Annotated in this window: 15 protein-coding genes; 4 read left to right on the top strand and 11 right to left on the bottom strand. The window is 74.9% G+C overall.

Features of this window, described 5'->3' with window-relative positions:
• The 5 genes from VR45_RS23610 to VR45_RS23630 all read right to left on the bottom strand — a co-directional run.
• A partial coding sequence (locus VR45_RS23610; protein WP_045941831.1) for a PAS domain-containing protein occupies nucleotides 1–507 on the bottom strand: 507 nt, incomplete at its 3' end.
• A 149-nt stretch (nucleotides 508–656) separates the two neighbouring features.
• Nucleotides 657–2,345 carry a cytochrome D1 domain-containing protein gene (locus VR45_RS23615; protein ID WP_045941832.1) on the bottom strand — a complete coding sequence of 563 codons (1,689 nt, stop codon included), beginning with the start codon at nucleotides 2,343–2,345 and terminating at the stop codon, nucleotides 657–659.
• Between the two features lie 222 nt (nucleotides 2,346–2,567).
• Nucleotides 2,568–3,344, bottom strand: coding sequence for an SAM-dependent methyltransferase (locus VR45_RS23620; RefSeq protein ID WP_045941843.1), 777 nt, complete (start codon nucleotides 3,342–3,344; stop codon nucleotides 2,568–2,570).
• Between the two features lie 237 nt (nucleotides 3,345–3,581).
• Nucleotides 3,582–4,046, bottom strand: coding sequence for a hypothetical protein (locus VR45_RS23625; protein ID WP_045941833.1), 465 nt, complete (start codon nucleotides 4,044–4,046; stop codon nucleotides 3,582–3,584).
• Nucleotides 4,043–5,908: a hypothetical protein gene (locus VR45_RS23630; protein ID WP_078896774.1), complete on the bottom strand. Its 1,866-nt coding sequence runs from the start codon at nucleotides 5,906–5,908 to the stop codon at nucleotides 4,043–4,045. Before VR45_RS23630 ends, VR45_RS23625 begins: the two co-directional genes overlap by 4 nt.
• 377 nt (nucleotides 5,909–6,285) lie before the next feature.
• Between VR45_RS23630 and VR45_RS23635 the strand changes: the two genes are divergently transcribed.
• Entirely contained in the window at nucleotides 6,286–6,753 is a 468-nt protein-coding gene (locus VR45_RS23635; RefSeq protein WP_045941835.1) for an Rrf2 family transcriptional regulator, read from the top strand.
• Between the two features lie 94 nt (nucleotides 6,754–6,847).
• Nucleotides 6,848–8,062 carry a globin domain-containing protein gene (locus VR45_RS23640; protein ID WP_045941836.1) on the top strand — a complete coding sequence of 405 codons (1,215 nt, stop codon included), beginning with the start codon at nucleotides 6,848–6,850 and terminating at the stop codon, nucleotides 8,060–8,062.
• Nucleotides 8,063–8,156: 94 nt separating this feature from the next.
• On the opposite strand, the gene ddaH is transcribed toward VR45_RS23640, so the two are convergent.
• Nucleotides 8,157–8,981: a dimethylargininase gene (ddaH, locus tag VR45_RS23645; protein WP_045941837.1), complete on the bottom strand. Its 825-nt coding sequence runs from the start codon at nucleotides 8,979–8,981 to the stop codon at nucleotides 8,157–8,159.
• 487 nt (nucleotides 8,982–9,468) lie between these two features.
• Between ddaH and VR45_RS23650 the strand changes: the two genes are divergently transcribed.
• A complete protein-coding gene (locus VR45_RS23650) occupies nucleotides 9,469–10,251 on the top strand; it encodes an SGNH/GDSL hydrolase family protein (protein ID WP_045941838.1) in 783 nt (260 codons plus the stop codon).
• Nucleotides 10,252–10,258: 7 nt separating this feature from the next.
• Here the strand turns inward: VR45_RS23650 and VR45_RS23655 are convergent, their stop codons facing one another.
• Entirely contained in the window at nucleotides 10,259–10,690 is a 432-nt protein-coding gene (locus tag VR45_RS23655) for a DUF2809 domain-containing protein (protein ID WP_045941839.1), read from the bottom strand.
• A gap of 197 nt (nucleotides 10,691–10,887) precedes the next feature.
• Here VR45_RS23655 and VR45_RS23660 point away from each other — a divergent pair, with 197 nt between their 5' ends.
• The gene (locus tag VR45_RS23660; protein ID WP_045941840.1) at nucleotides 10,888–12,342 is read left to right on the top strand and encodes a DUF2252 domain-containing protein; all 1,455 of its coding nucleotides are present in this window, start codon (nucleotides 10,888–10,890) and stop codon (nucleotides 12,340–12,342) included.
• A 25-nt stretch (nucleotides 12,343–12,367) separates the two neighbouring features.
• On the opposite strand, the gene VR45_RS23665 is transcribed toward VR45_RS23660, so the two are convergent.
• The 4 genes from VR45_RS23665 to VR45_RS23680 form a co-directional block, all read right to left on the bottom strand.
• Nucleotides 12,368–13,054, bottom strand: coding sequence for an alpha/beta fold hydrolase (locus VR45_RS23665; protein WP_045941841.1), 687 nt, complete (start codon nucleotides 13,052–13,054; stop codon nucleotides 12,368–12,370).
• A gap of 62 nt (nucleotides 13,055–13,116) precedes the next feature.
• Complete coding sequence (locus VR45_RS23670; protein ID WP_063772538.1) at nucleotides 13,117–14,655, bottom strand: MFS transporter; 1,539 nt, start codon at nucleotides 14,653–14,655, stop codon at nucleotides 13,117–13,119.
• Nucleotides 14,652–15,209, bottom strand: coding sequence for an XRE family transcriptional regulator (locus tag VR45_RS23675; protein WP_107084251.1), 558 nt, complete (start codon nucleotides 15,207–15,209; stop codon nucleotides 14,652–14,654). The genes VR45_RS23670 and VR45_RS23675 overlap by 4 nt, the downstream gene beginning before the upstream one ends.
• A gap of 188 nt (nucleotides 15,210–15,397) precedes the next feature.
• On the bottom strand, nucleotides 15,398–16,894 hold the full coding sequence (locus VR45_RS23680) for a hypothetical protein (protein WP_045941842.1): 1,497 nt from the start codon (nucleotides 16,892–16,894) through the stop codon (nucleotides 15,398–15,400).
• Nucleotides 16,895–17,289 lie beyond the last annotated feature (395 nt).

Genomic DNA, 17,289 nt, shown 5'->3' on the forward strand with positions numbered 1-17,289 from the left:
GAGCACGGCGAGCCGGTCCTCGCGCCCGAGCCGCTCCAGGGGCCGGCCGTGGGCGCGCACATAGCCGCCGACGACCTCGTTCATCCGCTCGGTCCAGTCCTGCTCGAAGAGCGGTTCCGGGCGGGGGGCGGTCGGTGCGGCGAAGGCAGCGAGCAGGGCGGCGGCGTGTTCGAGCGGGCCCCGGTCGAGGTTGACGCACAGGACGGCGGCGGGGCGGCCGTCCTCGTCGCGGAGCACCGCGCTGACCGAGGAGAGCCGCCGGCCGTCGGGCAGCAGCTTCGGATAGGGGCCGTAGACGTCGGGGGCGGCCTGGTCCAGGGCGTCCAGCTCGCCGAGCAGCGAGGGGTCGCCCGGTCCGCGACCGCCCATCGGGTTCCAGATGGCGAGGACCTCGTCGCGGGCGGCGTCGTGCAGCACCACCTCGGCATAGGGCCCGAGCAGCAGGGCCACCGCCTGGCAGACGGGGGCCCAGGCGCGCAGACGCGGGTCGGGGGTCTCGGAGGTCATGATTGGACTGTACGTCCAGCCTGGACGTTCCGTCCAGGGCGGATCACGGAACGGGCCCGCCCCCAGGTGAGGAACCCCGGGGGACGGGCCCGTGACGGATCAGGCGAAACCAGGCTGGATCAGGCCGGATCAGCCGGGATCAGGCCGGATCAGCTGCAGGTGATCTGGAGCAGCGCCACCTTGCAGGTACGGCTCGCCGAGTCGTTGCCGGGCACCGGGTCGGCCGGGGTGCCGGCCGTCCGGGAGGTGGTGACGGCGAAGGTCCGGCCGAGGTCGAGCAGGCCGACCTGCACGGTGAAGTGGACCTGCGCGGTGAAGTGCCGGGTGACGCTCGCGCCGACGGCCAGCGGACCGGCGATCGCGCAGGTCAGACGGCCGGCGGCGACGGTGCAGTCACTGCTGGTGGCGATCATGCCGCTCGGCAGCGCGGACGTGACGGTGACGGCGGTCACCGGGTCGGGGCCCCGGCCGGTCACCGTCAGCGTGTAGTCGACCCGGCCGCCCAGCAGGCCGGACACCGGGGAGGCGGTGAGCCCGACGGCGGCGTCGGCGGTCGGCGCGACGTAACCGAACCGGTCGGCGGGCACGACGGCGCTGGTGCCGCCCGCCGTGGTGACCCGGACGTCGACCGTTCCGGCGACCGGCGAGGCCGGCGCGGTGGCGGTGCAGGAGGTCGCGGTGCAGGAGAACGACACGGCGTTGCCGGCGGCGCCGAAGCTCACCGAGGTCGCGCCGGCCAGGTCGGTGCCGGTCACGGTGACCGCCGTGCCGCCGGCCTGCGGGCCCGTGGCCGGGCTGACGCCCGTGACCACCGGCGCGGGCGGCGGGAAGTCGAGGACGCTGACGGCGGACCCGTCGAAGTCGGCCAGGTAGCCGCGCCGGCTGTCGGGCGTGATCGCCAGGCCGAACGGGCTCGCGCCGACCTGGACGGTGCTGGTGACGGTGCCGGTGGCGGCGTCGATCGCGGTGAGCGTGTTGTCCGCGTAGTTGCTCGCGTAGACGGACCGGCCGTCGGGGGCGGCGGCCACCGCGTACGGGTTGGTGCCGACCTGGACGGTGGCGGTGACGGTCCGGTGCGCGGTGTCCAGCACGCTGACGGTGGAGTCGCCGCCGTTGGCGGTCCACAGCCGGGAGCCGTCGGGGGCGAGGGCGAGGCCGAACACGCCGTGGCCCACCGGTATCGAGGCGCCGACCGTGGCGGTGGCGGTGTCGATGACGTCGACCCGCTGGTCGCCGGAGGCGGCGACGTACACGGACGCGCCGTCCGGGGCGACGGCCACACCGTGCGGCTCGGCTCCGACCCGGACGGTCGCGGTGACGGTGGCGCTGGCGGTGTCCAGCACGCTGACCGTGCCGGCCTCGGCGTTGGTCACATAGGCGTGGCCGCCGTCGGGGGCGACCGCCACACCGAAGGCTCCGGCGCCGACCGGGACGGTGGCGGCAACCGCGCCGGTGGCGGTGTCGACCACGCTGACCGTGCCGTCGAGGTGGTGGGTGAGGTAGGCGTGCCGGCCGTCCGGCGCGACCGCGACGGCGTAGGAGCCGGTACCGGCGGTGAAACTGCCCGTCACCGTGCCGGTGGCGGTGGACAGGACGGTGACCGTGCCGCTGCCCTGGCTGGTCACGTACGCCCGGGCGCCGTCCGGGGTGAGTGCGACGCCCGCCGGGTACGGCGCGACGGTGACGGTGGCCGCCACCGTGGGCGACAGCCCGGCGGCCGCGGCGACGCCCGCGGTGTCGGCGGACGCGGCGCCTGGCTGGGCCAGCAGGGCGGCCGTGGCCGCGCCGGCGGCGGCCGCGGCCGTCCAGAAGCGGCGCGGGGACGGGCGTGTTGTCACGGGATCTCCAGACTCGTCGGAATCGTCGGAACCGGACGCTTCACGGCCGCACCGGGCATTCCGGGCGACCCGGGGGGACCGTCCGGATCGCCCGAAGCGTAGAAGGTCGACTGACGAAGCGTCAGGAGATGACCGGGATTGTTGCCAACCGTTCAAGTCTGTTCAATTGGTCACTATTCGAACCGCCCGGCTCCCCGATGGCGGGGGCCGGGCGGCGGGGGATCAGCGCTTGACGGCCACGCCGCCGTACATCGCGATGTCCTGGTCCCGGATCGGTGCGGCGTCCGGGTCGGGGTTCCAGTGGTGGACCAGGGTGACCCCGGGGTCCAGCAGTTCGTAGCCGTCGAAGAAGGCCAGGGTCTCGGCCCGGTCGCGGATCTGCAGCGGGATGCCCCGGGCGTTGTACTCGCGGCCCACCCCGCCGACGCCCACCGGATCGGTGTCGCCGGTGAAGACGGTCAGCGCGAGGAAGCTCCCCGGCGCCAGCCGGTCCATCAGCCGCCGGACCAGGCCCTGCGGGTCGTCCGCGTCGAGGACGAAGTGCACGATCGCGATCAGCGACAGCGCCACCGGCCGGGAGAGGTCGAGCACCTCGCGCAGCGCCGGCGAGTCCAGGATCGAGTCGACGTCCCGCAGGTCGGCGTCCAGGTAGGCGGTGCGGCCCTCCGGTGCGCTGGACATCAGCGCGCGGGCGTGGGTCAGCACGATCGGGTCGTTGTCGACGTACACGACCCGCGACTCCGGGGCCACCGCCTGGGCGATCTCGTGCACGTTCGGCGAGGTGGGGATGCCCGTGCCGATGTCCAGGAACTGCCGCACCCCGTGCTTCTCGGTGAGGTGGCGGACCACCCGCTCCATGAAGGTGCGGGTCGTCCGCATCGAGGTCGGCAGGGCCGGCCAGGCCTGCACGGAGGCGTGGGCGGCGACCCGGTCCGGCGCGAAGTTGGTCTTGCCGCCGATGAGGTAGTCGTACACCCGGGCCGAGTGCGGGACGTCCATCCGGAGGTCCACCCCCGTCCAGGACTCCCGGCCCTGCTCGCCCGGCCGCTCCCCCGACACCCAGTCAGCGCGCCCCATGTCGCTCTCCCGCTCTTCCCCGCTTGACGTTCCGGTCCGGCCCCCGTCGGCGGTCCGTCGCGTCAACTCGGCGACGGACACGCCTTCGTGCGCACGGTAACCGACCGTACACCAGCGGACCGGGCGGTGCCTGAACGGGTGGCGCGATCGGGCAGTGGCTCAGATCTGCCCGAACAGGGCCGCGAAGGCCGCCTCCAGACCGGTCACCGCCGCCGCCAGCACCGCGACCGTGCGCAGCGCGTCGACCACCGTGCCGACCCGTCGGCGCAGCGGGCCCTCGCGGGGCTCGTCGAGCGCCGTCTCGGCGAGGATGCCGGCCAGGGCGGCGTCCGCGTCCTCGGCGTCCGCGTCCTCGGCGTCGGCGTCCGCGACGGCGCCCGGCCGTTCGGCCCGCAGCCGGGCGAGCGCGGCGCGCAACGTCTCGGCCGCCGCCCGCAGTGCCTCGGGTCCGACCGGGGCGGCCGGCGCCGCGTCCGCGCCGATCCGCACGGTCGCGCCCTGGCCGCCGGCCACCGGGCCGTACACGGTGGAGCCGACCACCTGGACCCCGCCGGTGTTCCAATTCGCCCCGGCCGGCGGCCGGTTCTCCTCCGGCCCGGCGGCGGCGTTCGCGTCCTCGGTCACTTGCCCTTCCCCTTCTCCTTGCCGATGTCGACCCGGGCCCCGGCACCGCCCGCGACCGGGCCGTGCACGGTGGAACCCACCACCTGGACACCGCCGTTGTTGATGTTGGTGATGCTCTGCGACTGCTCCTCGAAGGCCGCGCTGTCGTAACCGCGCGCCTTCAGTTCGGCGCCGACCGCGCTGAACACCCGCTCGGTCACGGTGCTCAGGAAGCGCTGCACGTCGTGCTCCTGGAAGATGTTCTGGTACGTCGCGCCGGCGCCGAGTTCGCGGACGCTCGACCGGGGCGCGTAGTCGACGGCGTAACCGGCCCTGGTCAGGTGGCGGTACCGGCGGGCGAGCCGGGCGGCCCGGCGGCGCGACTGCCAGACCTGCCGGACCTGGCCGACGGCGATCGCCGTGTCGCCGCCGAGCCGACGCGCGGACCAGCCGAGCGCGTTCATCGCATGCATGAAGCCGGAGCGGTGGCCCAGCAGGTCGACCACGTGGTAGTCCTGCGCCACCGGGCCCAGCACGTACGGCAGCCACTCCAGGTACAGCAGGCCGCCGCGGGTGCTGGCCCGGACCAGCACGGTGACCACGACCTCCTCCTGCCAGGAGCCGACCCGGATCGCCAGGTAGTGCCGGAGCCGCTCGTGGCCGGACCGGCTCAGCAGGTCGGCCCAGGCCGGTTCGAGCAGGACCTGCTCCCCGGCCCGGCCGGACATCGCACCCAGCCAGCTGTCCGGGGAGTCGTCGCGCAGACTGGGGCGGAACACCCGGTCGGTGACGGAGAGTCCGCGCAGGGAGTCCTCCGGGTAGCGCTGGTCCTGGGCGAGCGCGCGGACCCGCGCCGCGACGGAGCGGTAGAGCGTGGTGGTGTCGATCGGGTCCGGCACCCGGCCCCGCGCGGCCCGCTCGGCGGAGGGGCGCAGCTCGAAGGTCATCCGCCAGATCCGGCCGGCCGTGCCGAGGCCGACCAGGGGGGCCTGGCGTTGGTAGAGCAGCTCCGGTCCGGCCTGCTGCTCGCCCAGTCGCTCGTACACCCGGGCGGCCCGCGAGCCGCGCGGGCGCGGCGGCGGGACGGGGGTGGGGTCCATCCCCACCAGGGCGGACAGCCGGCGCCGCAACCGGTAGCGCAGCCGGGCGGCGGCCAGCCAGAGCAGGGCCAGTTCGACGAGCAGGCCGGCGCCGATCGGGCCGAACAGGTCGGGAACGAACACCCGGTTCAGGTCGGAGTCCCGGAGCGGGCCGTAGAAATAGGTGACGGCGGTGGCCACCAGGGCCAGGGTGGCGAGCAGCCGACCGACGCCGGCGACGGTCCCGCGCCAGCCGGTGGCGCGCGGCGACCGCGGGGTGATCATCAGCCGCTCGATCTCCAGGCCGAGCCGGTGGTCCATCCGGCCGGACCCGAGGCCGCCGGCCAGGGTGAGCAGCAGGAGCAGCACCAGGGCCGCGAGTCCGGCGCCCACGCCGAGCACCGGGAAGGCCAGCACGACGACGAGGACGCAGAACAGGCCGGTCCTGGCCTCCCAGCGGCGGGCGGTCAGGGCCTCGTGCAGCACCCGGACGAGGTCGGTGCCGGGCGAGGGGGCGGGGATCCGGAAGGACTGCTCGACCAGTTCCTCGATCAGCGCGGCGCGGAAGCGCCGGTCCAGCCAGGCGGCGGCGCACAGGTAGCGGGTGGCGTCGCCGGGGACGGTGCCCGCCTGGTGGTGCAGGTTCTCGGGCGTCGCCGGGACGGCGGGGCCGGGCGTGGACGCGGGGCCGGGCGTGGACGCGGGGCCGGGCGTACCGGCGGACGTGAACGAGGGGCCCAGGTACGTCGGGGTGTCGTGCGGCTCGGGCGGTTCGACGGGTGCCGGCTCGGGTGGCTCCGGCACCGGCACCGGCCGCGGGGGCACCGGCTGCGGCGGCACCGGCCTCGGCTTCGGCGGGAGGACCGGCCCGGTCCGGATCGGCGGTGGCGGCGGGTAGCCCTGCGGCGGGGCGGGCGGGCGCGGCGGCGGGTAGAGCGAGGGCGGAGGGTAGGGCGGTGGTGTCCGCGAGGGTTCCTGTGGCGGAGGTGGCGGTGGGGTGCCACTGTCCATGCTGTCCCCATTCCCCAGGTCGTCTTCCGGCGAACGAGCTTGGCCAGTAAAGCAGTTGACCTGCCCGGCCGACAGCGCGCCGGACGCTTCGGCGGGTAACGGTTCGGCACCGCCGAGCGGCGCGTGCAGGAAATTGGAGTCCTGGAGTCGTATTCGCTAGCCTTTCGAACGTGAGGCTGACCAAGAGCACCGACATCGCCCTCCGCATCGCCATGCGGCTGGCCGTCCTCGACGAGGAGGCCAACCCGACCACCCGAGAGGTGGCCGAGGCGGTCGGCGTGCCCTACACCCACGCCGCCAAGGTGGTCAGCCGACTGCAGCACCTCGGCGTGGTGGAGGCGCGGCGCGGTCACGGCGGGGGCCTGTCCCTCACCGCGGCGGGCCGCACCGGCTCGCTCGGCCCGCTGCTGCGCGAGCTGGAGGGACTGGGCGACGTGGTCGGCTGCGAGGACGAACCACCGTGCCCGCTGCGGGCGGCCTGCCGGCTGCGCGGGGCGCTGCGCACCGCGCAGGAGGCGTTCTTCGCCGCCCTCGACCCGCTCTCGATCGGCGATCTGGTGGCCGCGCCGACCGGGCCGGTCCTGCTCGGCCTCGGCGGTCGACCGGGCCTCGGCGCGAGACCCGGCCCCTCCGACTGACCCACCACATCCCACCGCCGCACCACCGCACGCCGGTCCGCGCATCCGCACGGGCAGAAATACGACTCTCAGATTCCAGTTTGGAGCGCCTCCGATGCTGTCCGCCAAGTCCGCCGAGGTCGTCGAAGCCACCCTGCCCGTCGTGGGTGGCGCAATCGGCGACATCACGCCGCTGTTCTACGACCGGATGTTCGCCGCCCACCCGGAGCTGCTGCGCGACCTGTTCAACCGGGGCAACCAGGCCAACGGCAGCCAGCGGCAGGCGCTCGCGGGCTCGATAGCCGCCTTCGCAACCGCCCTGATCGCCGCCCCGGACACCCGTCCGGACGCGCTGCTCGCCCGCATCGCGCACAAGCACGTGTCGGTCGGCATCAGCAGCGACCAGTACCGGATCGTCCACGAGCACCTGTTCGCCGCCATCGTGGACGTGCTCGGCGAGGCCGTCACCCCCGAGGTCGCGGCCGCCTGGGACGAGGTCTACTGGCTGATGGCGAACGCCCTGATCGCCGTCGAGGACCGGCTGCGCGCCGAGAGCGCCGCCGCCCAGCACCTCGACCCCGCCGACCTCTGGCGCCCGTACACCCTCGTCGCCCGGTACCCGGAGACCGACGACGTCACCACCTACCTGGTCCGCCCGGCCGACGGCCGCCCGCTGCCGGCCGCCAGGCCCGGCCAGTACCTCTCGGTGCGCGCCGAACTCCCCGACGGCGCCCGGCAGATCCGCCAGTACAGCCTCTCCGGCGTGGCGGACGGCGCGCTCCGGTTCACCGTCAAGCGGGCCACCGCCGAGGCCGCCGGCGGCCCGGCCGGCGAGGTCTCCAACCACCTGCACGAGCACCTGCGCGCCGGGGACGTCCTCGACATCGCCCCGCCGTTCGGCGATGTCGCGCTCGCCGAGGGCGAGGGGCCGGTGCTGCTCGCCTCGGCCGGCATCGGCAACACGCCGATCACCGCCATGCTGGCCCATCTCGCCGCCACCGGCTCCACCCGCCGGGTCGTCACCGTGCACGGCGACCGCGACCAGCTGTCGCACGCCTTCCGGGCCGACCTCGCCCAACTGACCGGCAAGCTGCCGGACGCCGCCGCCCACGTCTTCTACGAGCGGCCGCTCGGCGACTGGCCGGCCGAGCGGACCGGCCTGGTCGACCTGTCCACGGTCGACGTCCCCGCGGGCGCCACCGCCTACCTCTGCGGCCCGCTGCCCTTCCTCCGCTCGGTCCGGGCCCAGCTCCTCACGGCGGGCGTCCCGGCCGCCGACATCCACTACGAGGTGTTCGGCCCCGACCTCTGGCTCGGCCAGGACGCCTGACCCCGGTCCCGCACCCTGCAGGTCGCACGGGTGCGGGACCGGTCTCCGGCGAAGGCAAGGCCGAGGGCAAGGGTGAAGGCGGGGGCGCGGGGACTCAGGGCCGGAGTTCGAGCGTGCAGCACTTGGGGCCGCCGCCGCCCTTGAACAGCTCGGAGACGTCCACCGGTATCGGCTCGAAGCCCTCGTCGGCGAGGCGGGCGGCCAGCGCCTTCGCGGCCTTCGGCAGCAGCACCCGGCGGCCGTCGGAGACGGCGTTCAGGCCGAACACCTCGGCGTCCTCCTGGTCGGCGAGGACGGCGTCCGGGTAGAGGCTGCGCAGCAGCGCCTGGCTGTCCGGGGTGAACGCCTCCGGGTAGTACATGACCTGGTCGTCGGTGAGGACGGCGAGCGCGGTGTCCAGGTGGTAGAAGCGCGGGTCCACCAGGGCCAGGGTGAGAACCTGGAGGCCGAAGAGGTCCCGGGCCTCGGCGTGCGCGGCCGGGTCGGTGCGGAAGCCGCTGCCGGCCAGCACCCGGCGGCCGGCCAGCAGGTGGTCGCCCTCGCCCTCGTTGACGTGCGCGGCACGCCGCACCTCGCGGTAGCCACCGGCCTCGAACCGGGCCTGGTGGGCGTCGGACTCGCCGGCCCGCTCGGGGTGGCGGAAGTTCGCGACCAGCACCCGGCCGTCGATCACGGTGGCGCCGTTGGCCGTGTAGACCATGTCCGGGAGGCCGGGCACCGGATCGATCAGTTCCACGGTGTGGCCGAGCTGCCCGTACAGCGCGTACAGCTGCTCCCACTGCCGGACGGCGAGCGCGGTGTCGGTCGGTCGCCCCGGGTCCATCCAGGGGTTGATCGCGTACTCGACCGTGAAGTAGGTCGGCCGGCACATGAGGTAGCGCCGCGGCCTCGCGGTGCGCTCCGGGATTCGGTACGGCATGCGGCGACCTCCGCGGTCGGGAACGGGACGGAGCAAGGACGGAGCAAGGACGGAACGGGACGGAGCAGGGGCGGAGCGGGAGGGGACCGGGCGGAACGGAAACGGGCCCCCGGTACGGGGCGCGGGCGCCGCCCGCCGCCTACGTCCGTACGGTCCAGAGGGCGGCTGCCCCGGCCGCGCCGTTCCCACACCCGGGTGGGCGCACCGGGTGGCGCAGTACCCCGCGCATCCGGCGCGCCCACCCGCGCGCCCCTGGCGCACAAGGGCGCGCGCGAGCCGTTCCGGAACGTCCGAACCCGTCGTTCCGGCTCCTGCGGGCCTCCCGCCCGGGGCCGTCCGACCCTTCCACCCGGGCCCGCACGAGCCCGTCGGAGCCCGTCCGGCACCTTCCGCCCCGGGCCTTCCGACCGCACGTGGCCGATCTCACGTACCGCTACCGGCCACCTACGGTGGCGTAGGTCACTTGAGACAGTGAACTATCTCCTTCATGTCGCACCTCCAGGAGACTCTTGACCTCAATTCGTACGTCGCCCTCGGGGACAGCTTCACCGAGGGCCTGAACGACCCCGGGGCCGACGGCGCCTTCGCCGGCTGGGCCGACCGGCTGGCGGGGCTGCTCGCCGGTGACCGGCCGCCGGGCAGCTTCCAATACGCGAACCTCGCGGTGCGCGGTCGGTTGCTGGACCAGATCATGGCCGAGCAGGTGCCGGAGGTCCGCCGGATCCAGCCCGACCTGGTCACCTTCTGCGCCGGCGGGAACGACATCCTGCGCCCGGGCAGCGACCCGGACGAGGTGGCCGAGCGCTTCGAGGTCGCCGTCGCCCAACTCGTCGACGCGGCGGGCACGGTGCTCATCTGCACCGGCTTCGACACGCGCGGCGTGCCGCTGTTCAAGCACCTGCGCGGGAAGATCGCCACCTACAACGGCCACATGCGCGCCGTCGCCGACCGGCACGGCTGCAAGGTGGCCGACCTCTGGTCGCTGCGGGCCGTCCAGGACCGCCGCGCCTGGAGCGAGGACCGCCTGCACCTCTCCCCCGAGGGCCACCAGCGGGTAGCCCTGCTGGCCGCCCGCTCGCTGGGCCTGCGCACCGAGCAGGACCCGGAGGCCCCCTGGCCGTCCACCCCGGCGCTCTCCGCCGCCGAGCAGCGCCGGGAGAACCTCCAGTGGGCCCGCGAGTTCCTGCTGCCGTGGGTCGGCCGCCGGATCCGCGGGGAGTCCTCCGGCGACAATGTCGAGGCCAAGCGCCCCGATTTGATGCCGCTCTGACGATCCGTCATCTGACGGACCGTCGGACGGCGGCCGGTCGTCCGGCTGTCCTCGTGCCCGCGCGGACCCCCGCGTGCACGAGGGCGGCCAGCCCGGCGCCGACCAGGTACCAGAGCAGATCCGGCGGGTTGAAGGTGGAGCCGAGCACCAGCCGGGCGAGCGCGCTGCGCCGGGCCAGGTCGTCCGGGACACCGGTGAGCTGGAACAGCTCCACCGCCCAGCTCAGGCCCGCCGCCCAGGCGGCCGCGACCGGCGGCCGCAGCCTCGGCGCGACCAGCACCACGAGCGCGTAGAGCAGCACGGTGTAGAGGGCGTCGCCCGCGTACTTGGCCGCCTCGCCGCCCGCCACCGTCCGCACCGCGAGCCCCGCACCGACCGTCAGCACCGCCGCCGCCGCGGCCGCGCCCCGGACCGCCCACCGCCCCCGAAGATCGTCCATCCCCGCACCCTACGGCCGCCCGGCACCTCCCACCGACCGGCCACGACCCATCGACCCTCGCCCGCCGACCTCGGCCCCGGTGCGTCCCTCCCTGCCGAAAGACCGGACGGGCGGACCGGTACCCTGCTGGCCGGCCCGTTTCCGGGCCGGGTCCGCGCAGGCCGCGGGCCGGAACGACAGAGACAGGGCGGGGCGCAGTGACGCAGCTGACCGAGACGGTGAACGGGTCCGGGATACCGGCGGACGTGGCGGGGGCCGGGCAGGGGCCCGGGCGGCGGTTCACCGTCGAGGGCTTCGCGCCGCGCCAGGACGGCGACGCGCGGGAGCGCGGCAAGGCCCTGCGCACCCGCACCCCGCGCGAGCGGCACGCCGAGTTCCCGCCCGTCACCGACCGCCCGACCGCCGTCCAGGCGATCGAGGCCTCCAACGAGGGCCGGCTGGCCGAGCTGGTGCCGATCCGGCTGGGCCGGATGGCCGCCACCCCGTTCGCCTTCCTGCGCGGTTCGGCCGGGCTGATGGCCGCCGACCTCGTCGCCACCCCGACCAGCGGCACCGTCGCCCAGCTGTGCGGCGACGCCCACGCGGCCAACTTCGGCCTGTACGGCGACGCGCGCGGCCGGCTCGTGATGGACATCAACGACTTCGACGAGACCGTCCCCGGCCCGTGGGAGTGGGACCTCAAGCGCCTCGCCGCGAGCCTGGTCCTGGCCGGCCGGGAGATCGGCGCCGACGAGACGACCGCCCGCCGGGCCGCCTTCGACGCGGCCGGCGCCTACCGCCGCACCATGCGCACCCTGGCCAAGCTGCCCGCGCTGGACGCCTGGAACGCCGTCGCGGACGAGCAGCTGGTCTCCTTCGCCCAGGCGCACGACCTGACCGAACTGCTGGAGAAGGTCGGCGCCAAGGCGCTCGGCAACACCAGCGCCCGGTTCGCCGCCAAGTCCACCGTCCGTACCGAGGACGGCGGCCGGCGCTTCACCGCGGCACCGCCGGTGCTCAGGGAGGTGACGGACGCCACGGCCGCCGCCGTCGCCACCGCGCTCGGCGACTACGTCGGGACCGTGCCCGGCGAGCTGCACCCGCTGCTGTCCCGCTACCGGGTGCAGGACGTGGCGTTCCGCGTCGTGGGCACCGGCAGCGTCGGCACCCGCTCCTACGTCGTCCTGCTGACCGACCACCGCGAGCAGCCGCTGGTGCTCCAGGTGAAGGAGGCGCGCCCGTCGGTGCTGCTGCCGCACCTGGCCCGGGCCGGCCACCCGGTCGCCGCGGCGGACGTCCACGAGGGCCGCCGGGTGGTGCGCGGGCAGAAGCGGATGCAGGTGGTCAGCGACACCCTGCTCGGCTGGACCACGGTCGACGGACTCCCCTACCAGGTGCGCCAGTTCCGCAACCGCAAGGGCAGCGTGGACCCGGCCGCCCTGCTGCCCGCCCAGCTGGACGACTACGCCCGGATCACCGGCGCCCTGCTCGCCCGCGCCCACGCCCACACCGCCGACCCCGGGGTGATCAGCGGCTACTGCGGCAAGAACGAGGCCCTGGACGAGGCGGTGGCCGGCTTCGCGGTCGCCTACGCCGACCGCACCGAGGCCGACCACGCCGACCTCCTCACCGCCATCCGCGCCGGCCGCCTCCCGGCCGAGCACGGCGTCTGACGGACGCCCGGTCCCTCGCTCCCGGTCAGGGGGCGAGGAACGGGGCCACCGCGGCGACGAACTCCGCGGGGCGGGTGTGGTGGACCAGGTGGCCGGCGTCGACGGTGACCAGGCGGCAGTCGGGGATCAGGCGGGCCAGTTCGGCCAGTCCGTCCTGCGGGACGTGGCTGGTCGGGCCGCCGGCGACCAGGAGGGTGGGCGCGGTGATCGCGCTCATCCGCTCCAGCCACCGCGGGTCCGGCCGGTCGATCTGTCCCTTGACCGCCCGGACCACCGCCCAGTCGAAGTCGACGGGCTCCTCGGGGGCGTCGGCCACCTCGCTCGCGGGGCGCGGGCGCGGGGCGGGGACGTCCTCCAGGACCAGCCGGCCGACCCGCTCGGGCCGCTCCTGGGCGACCAGGTAGGCGACCACGCCGCCCATCGAGTGGCCGACCAGGTCCACCCGGTCCAGGCCGTGCGCGTCCAGCAGGGCGAGCACGTCGTCCCGCATCGCCTCCAGGCTGTACCGGCCGGGGCGGCCGCTGTCGCCGTGGCCGCGCAGGTCGAGGGCGTGCACGCGGTGCCGGGGGGCGAGGCCGGGGAGCACCACGTCCCAGTCGGTGGCCCGCTCGCCGAGGGCGTGCAGCAGGACCAGCGGCGGGCCGTCGGCCGGGCCGCTCTCCCGGCAGGCGAGGGAGAGGCCCGGCAGTTCGACTGTCAGAGGCTCGGTCATACCGGCACCGTAGCCCGGGGCCCGCGCCGTCCGGTCCCGGCTTTTCGCACAGCGAACAGCGATCAGCGGCTCGGGGTGTTCTCCCGGTCAGCGGCACCCGGCGCGTCCGCGCCCTTCCCGGCCGCCGCTTCGACCGGCATCGCTTCGACCGGCCTCGCATCGACCGGCCTCGCATCGCGCGCCGACACCCGGCCCGCCAGCACCGAGGCGACCACCGCCAGCGCCGCCACCGCCGCGCAGACACCGCTCGCCCACGCGTACGCCGCCCGGTGCCCACCGCCACCGCCGGTCGCCCGCAGATAGACGCCGGACAGCGCCGAGACACTGACCGCCGCCGCGATCCGCTGCGCCATCTGCAGGATCGCCCCGCCCACCCCGGCCGCCTCGGCCGGTGCGTGCCGCAGCACGAACGCCTGGTTGGAGGCCGCCATCAGGCCGACCGAGGCGCCGCCCAGCAACTGGAGCAGCGCGAGCAGCCAGGGCAGCGGACCGGTCGGAGCCCAGCGCGCGACCAGGCCGCCCGCGAGCATCACCAGCGCCGAGCCGGCCATGCCCGCGGTGACGGTCCGCCGGCCGAAGCGCTGGACGACCCGCCAGGCGAACGCCGAGGCGAAGCCCATCGCGACCGCCGACGGCAGCGCCACCAGGGCCGCGCCCATCGGCGAGAGGCCGAGCCCGTCCTGGAGGAACATCGTCAGCACCAGTCCGGCGGCCAGCGAGGAGCCGAACTGCGCCATCGCCACCGCCGTCCCCAGCGCGTACGGCGCGGAGCGGGTCAGCGCCGGATGGATCAGCGGGTGGCCGCCACGCCGGGCGTAGCGGCGCTGCCACCGGGCCAGCGCGCCGAGCAGCGCGGCCGCCGCGGCGGCGAACCCGAGCCAGCCGGCCCAGCCGGGAGGCTGGACGAAGGGCAGCATCAGCGCCAGGGTCAGCGCGGCGACGAGCAGCAGTCCGACCAGGTCGAGGTCGGCGTGCCGGGTGCTGGGGCGCGGGCGCGGCAGGTGGCGAACCGCCAGCAGCAGGGTGGCCAGCCCGAACGGCACGTTGAGCAGGAAGGTCAGCCGCCAGCCCTGTTCCGGTCCGACGGCGGCGAGCACCGCGCCGCCGATCGGCGGGCCGAGGGCGAAGGCGAGGCCGCCGGTCACGGCGTACATCCCGAGCGCGCGGGCCCGCAGCTGGCCCTGGAAGACGTCCTGGAGGGTGCCGATCATCTGGGAGTTCACCAGTCCGGCGCCGGCGCCCTGGAGCAGCCGGGCGGCGACCAGCACCCAGGGCTCGGTGGCGGTCGCCGAGAGCAGGCTGACGACGGTGAACAGGGCGAGGCCGCCGACGAAGAACCACTTGCGGCCGCGCACGTCGCCGAGCCGCCCGCCGGGTATCAGGGCCAGGCCGAAGGCCAGCGAGTAGCCGGCGACGATCCACTGCAGGTGCGCGGGCTGGGCGTGCAGCGACTCGCGCAGCGCGGGGATCGCGGTGTTGAGCACCGACTGGTCGATGAGGGTGGTGAAGCCGCCGGCGACGCAGACCAGCAGCACCCGCCGCCCGGCCGCGTCGAACCGCTCCTTGACCGGCGGCGCCGGTATCGCGCCGGTCGCGCTCACGGTTCGACCACCACCAGCGCGTACCGAGCACCGGTCGGGCCGGGGCAGTGGAAGCGGCTGGTCTCGGCGGTGAACCGCAGGCAGTCTCCGGCCTCCAGCAGGTGTTCCGTGCCGTCGACCGTCATCGACAGCAGGCCGTCCAGCACCCAGAGGTGGTGCTCCCGGCCGGTGTCGTCGGGCTTGTCGTAGGCGATGTCGGCTCCGGCGGGGAGCAGCCCCTCGATCACCTCGGCCCGCAGCGAACCGTGCGGCGGCGAGACGGAGCGCCGGACGTACCCGGTCGCCTCGTCCCGCCAGATCCGCTGGTCCGCGGCCCGCACCAGCCGGGCGGGCGCGGCCTCGACCTCGGCAAGCAGCCGCGACATGCTGCGCCCGTACACCGTGCAGAGCCGCCCGAGCAGCGCCGCCGTCGGGCTCACCTCGGACCGTTCGACGCGCGACAGCGTCGAGCGGCTGACGTCCGCCCGCTGTGCCAACTCCTCCAGCGTCCACCCGCGTTCGACCCGCAGTTCGGCGAGCCGTTCCGCCAGCCGCTCGTCGGCGGCCGTATCCATTCCCATATCCGTGATGCTATCCCGGATATGGGACACCCCTGGCCGGGGCCGCCCAGACCCTGAGCCCCGGCCGCCTCGCGCGCCCGGGGCCGCCCGGCCGGGCGACAGGGCCGCCGAGGACAGCGCTCCGCCCCGCCGGACGAGGTCCGGCGGGGCGGCGTGGGGCGACCGGCCTTGCGCGACCGGCGTCAGGCCAGGGCCTCCAGGCGGGCCCGCAGTTTGTCGAGCCCCGGCCGCTGGCTCGGGTAGGCGTTGGTGATGTGCAGGGCCGCCGCCTTCATCGTGGCGGCCAGCTCCCTGCGGACGTCCGGCGGGACCGGTGTGCGGCCGTGGACGGTGCGGAGCACCTCGATGTCCTCGGTGAAGTACTCGGCGAGGCCGGCCAGGACCTTCCGGTCCGGCTCGTCCGGCAGCGCGGCCACCGCGGGGATGTCCTTCGCCAGGCGCTCCCAGCGGTACTGCACATCGGCGAGGACGGCGGCGTCGAGCTCGACGGCCAGGGCGGCCCACCGGTCGGCGGTCGGTCGGACGGCCGGTACGCCCGCGAAGGTGCTCCGGAGCACGGCGACTCCCTGTCGCTCCACGTCCCGGTCCTGGTCGACCAGGGCGCGGACGAGTTCCCGCGCCCGCTGGGCGAAGGGCTTCGCCTCCGGCAGGCCGGCGGTGCCCTCGATCAGGGCGTCCAGCAGGAGTTCGGCGAGCGCCAGCGGTGCGCGGTCGACCGTGCCGCGCGGGACCCGCAGGGCGCCGGAGGCGGCGTCGAAGGTGATCCGCTCGCCGCGCTCGACCAGGATCGGGTCGATCCGGTCCACCGCGTACTTGAGCTCGCTGAGGTAGGGGAAGAGCTGGGCCACCACGGCCTGCTCCTTGGGGAGCAGCCCGGCGACGCCGCCGCGCACGGTCCGCTCGGTGATGTAACCCCAGGAGGCCAGCTGGTTCTCCAGGGAGAGCAGGCGGGCGTGGCGCTTCCAGACGGACCACTCGGGCGTCTTCCACTTGGCCTCGGTGAAGGTGGTCCGGGCGAAGCCCTCGCAGTCCGAGGCGCGGACCCAGGCCCGGTTGACCATGATGTCCAGCCAGGCCAGCGCGCCGCCGAGGGTGGTGGTCCCCGACCGCTTCGCCAGCTGCCCGCGCCGGGCCACGAGCCGCCCGAACACCTGGTACTGGCCCCAGGCGTTCTCGCTCCGCTCGACGAGCAGTGCGGCGGCCTCCGCGTAGGTGTCGGCATTGCTCCGGGCCAACTCGGCGGACAGGTAGGTCCAGGCCCAGCCGCGGCGGTACGCGTAGTCCTTGACCGGGTGGTCCCCGAGGCCCTCCATGAGGCTGTGGGACAGCTCGTGCAGCAGGGTGAGGGCGCGGTCGGTGAGGCCCCGGGTGCCCGGGCCGACCAGGCCCGGGCGGAGCTGGATCTCCTGCACCGACGGGACTTCCCCGTTGGTGATCACCGTGTTCGCCCCCATGGTGGCGGGCAGGTCCTCCCGCACCACGAACCTGACCTCGCGCATCCGGCGGCCCAGCCGGGCGAAGCGCTGCTGGAAGGCCGAGTAGTCGGGGGCGGCTCCCGGGCCGTTCAGCACCGTGGTCGCGGTCAGCTCCGCCACGGTGCCGAGGGCGACGATCTCGTCGATCCGGGCGGTGATCGAGGCCAGCACCTTCTGCTCGGCCGGGGACAGGTCTCGGGTCAAGGGGGTTCCTCCGCGGCTCGTTTCGCCAACCGGCTTTCCTGGCGGGCCGGTTCACTCGGCGACGTGCGGACGGAATGATGACGGGCGGGGATGTACAACGAATAAACACCGGGCGCCCGGTTTTCGTCCGCACCCCCACGGCCCGGGCCCGGCAGACCCAGGGCCCGTCTTCGGTTCCGGGAGAACGGGCTGTCGATCATCGGATACCTCCAAGGAAACCCCGGCCTTCAGGACGGGGAGGAATTGGATCTCCCGCGCTGCGGGGCAGGGAGCTGTGATTCGCCGTCAAGGCGGACCGCGGTGCTCTGACCGGACAATTTGGTCCTAAGTTGCAGCCGCGCTAGTTTGTGAGCGTGACCATGTGCCATGTGAAGCGGGCGTTCAAGTACCGCTTC

Source organism: Streptomyces sp. NRRL S-495, from assembly GCF_000966955.1.
Classification (GTDB): Bacteria; Actinomycetota; Actinomycetes; order Streptomycetales; family Streptomycetaceae; genus Kitasatospora; species Kitasatospora purpeofusca.

Excerpts from the sequence above, each read along its gene's own strand:
- VR45_RS23620 (WP_045941843.1), bottom strand. The coding sequence starts at position 3,344 with ATGGACGTCCCGCACTCGGCCCGGGTGTACGACTACCTCATCGGCGGC.
- VR45_RS23640 (WP_045941836.1), top strand. The coding sequence starts at position 6,848 with ATGCTGTCCGCCAAGTCCGCCGAGGTCGTCGAAGCCACCCTGCCCGTC.
- ddaH (WP_045941837.1), bottom strand. The coding sequence starts at position 8,981 with ATGCCGTACCGAATCCCGGAGCGCACCGCGAGGCCGCGGCGCTACCTC.
- VR45_RS23650 (WP_045941838.1), top strand. The coding sequence starts at position 9,469 with ATGTCGCACCTCCAGGAGACTCTTGACCTCAATTCGTACGTCGCCCTC.
- VR45_RS23655 (WP_045941839.1), bottom strand. The coding sequence starts at position 10,690 with ATGGACGATCTTCGGGGGCGGTGGGCGGTCCGGGGCGCGGCCGCGGCG.
- VR45_RS23665 (WP_045941841.1), bottom strand. The coding sequence starts at position 13,054 with ATGACCGAGCCTCTGACAGTCGAACTGCCGGGCCTCTCCCTCGCCTGC.
- VR45_RS23675 (WP_107084251.1), bottom strand. The coding sequence starts at position 15,209 with ATGGATACGGCCGCCGACGAGCGGCTGGCGGAACGGCTCGCCGAACTG.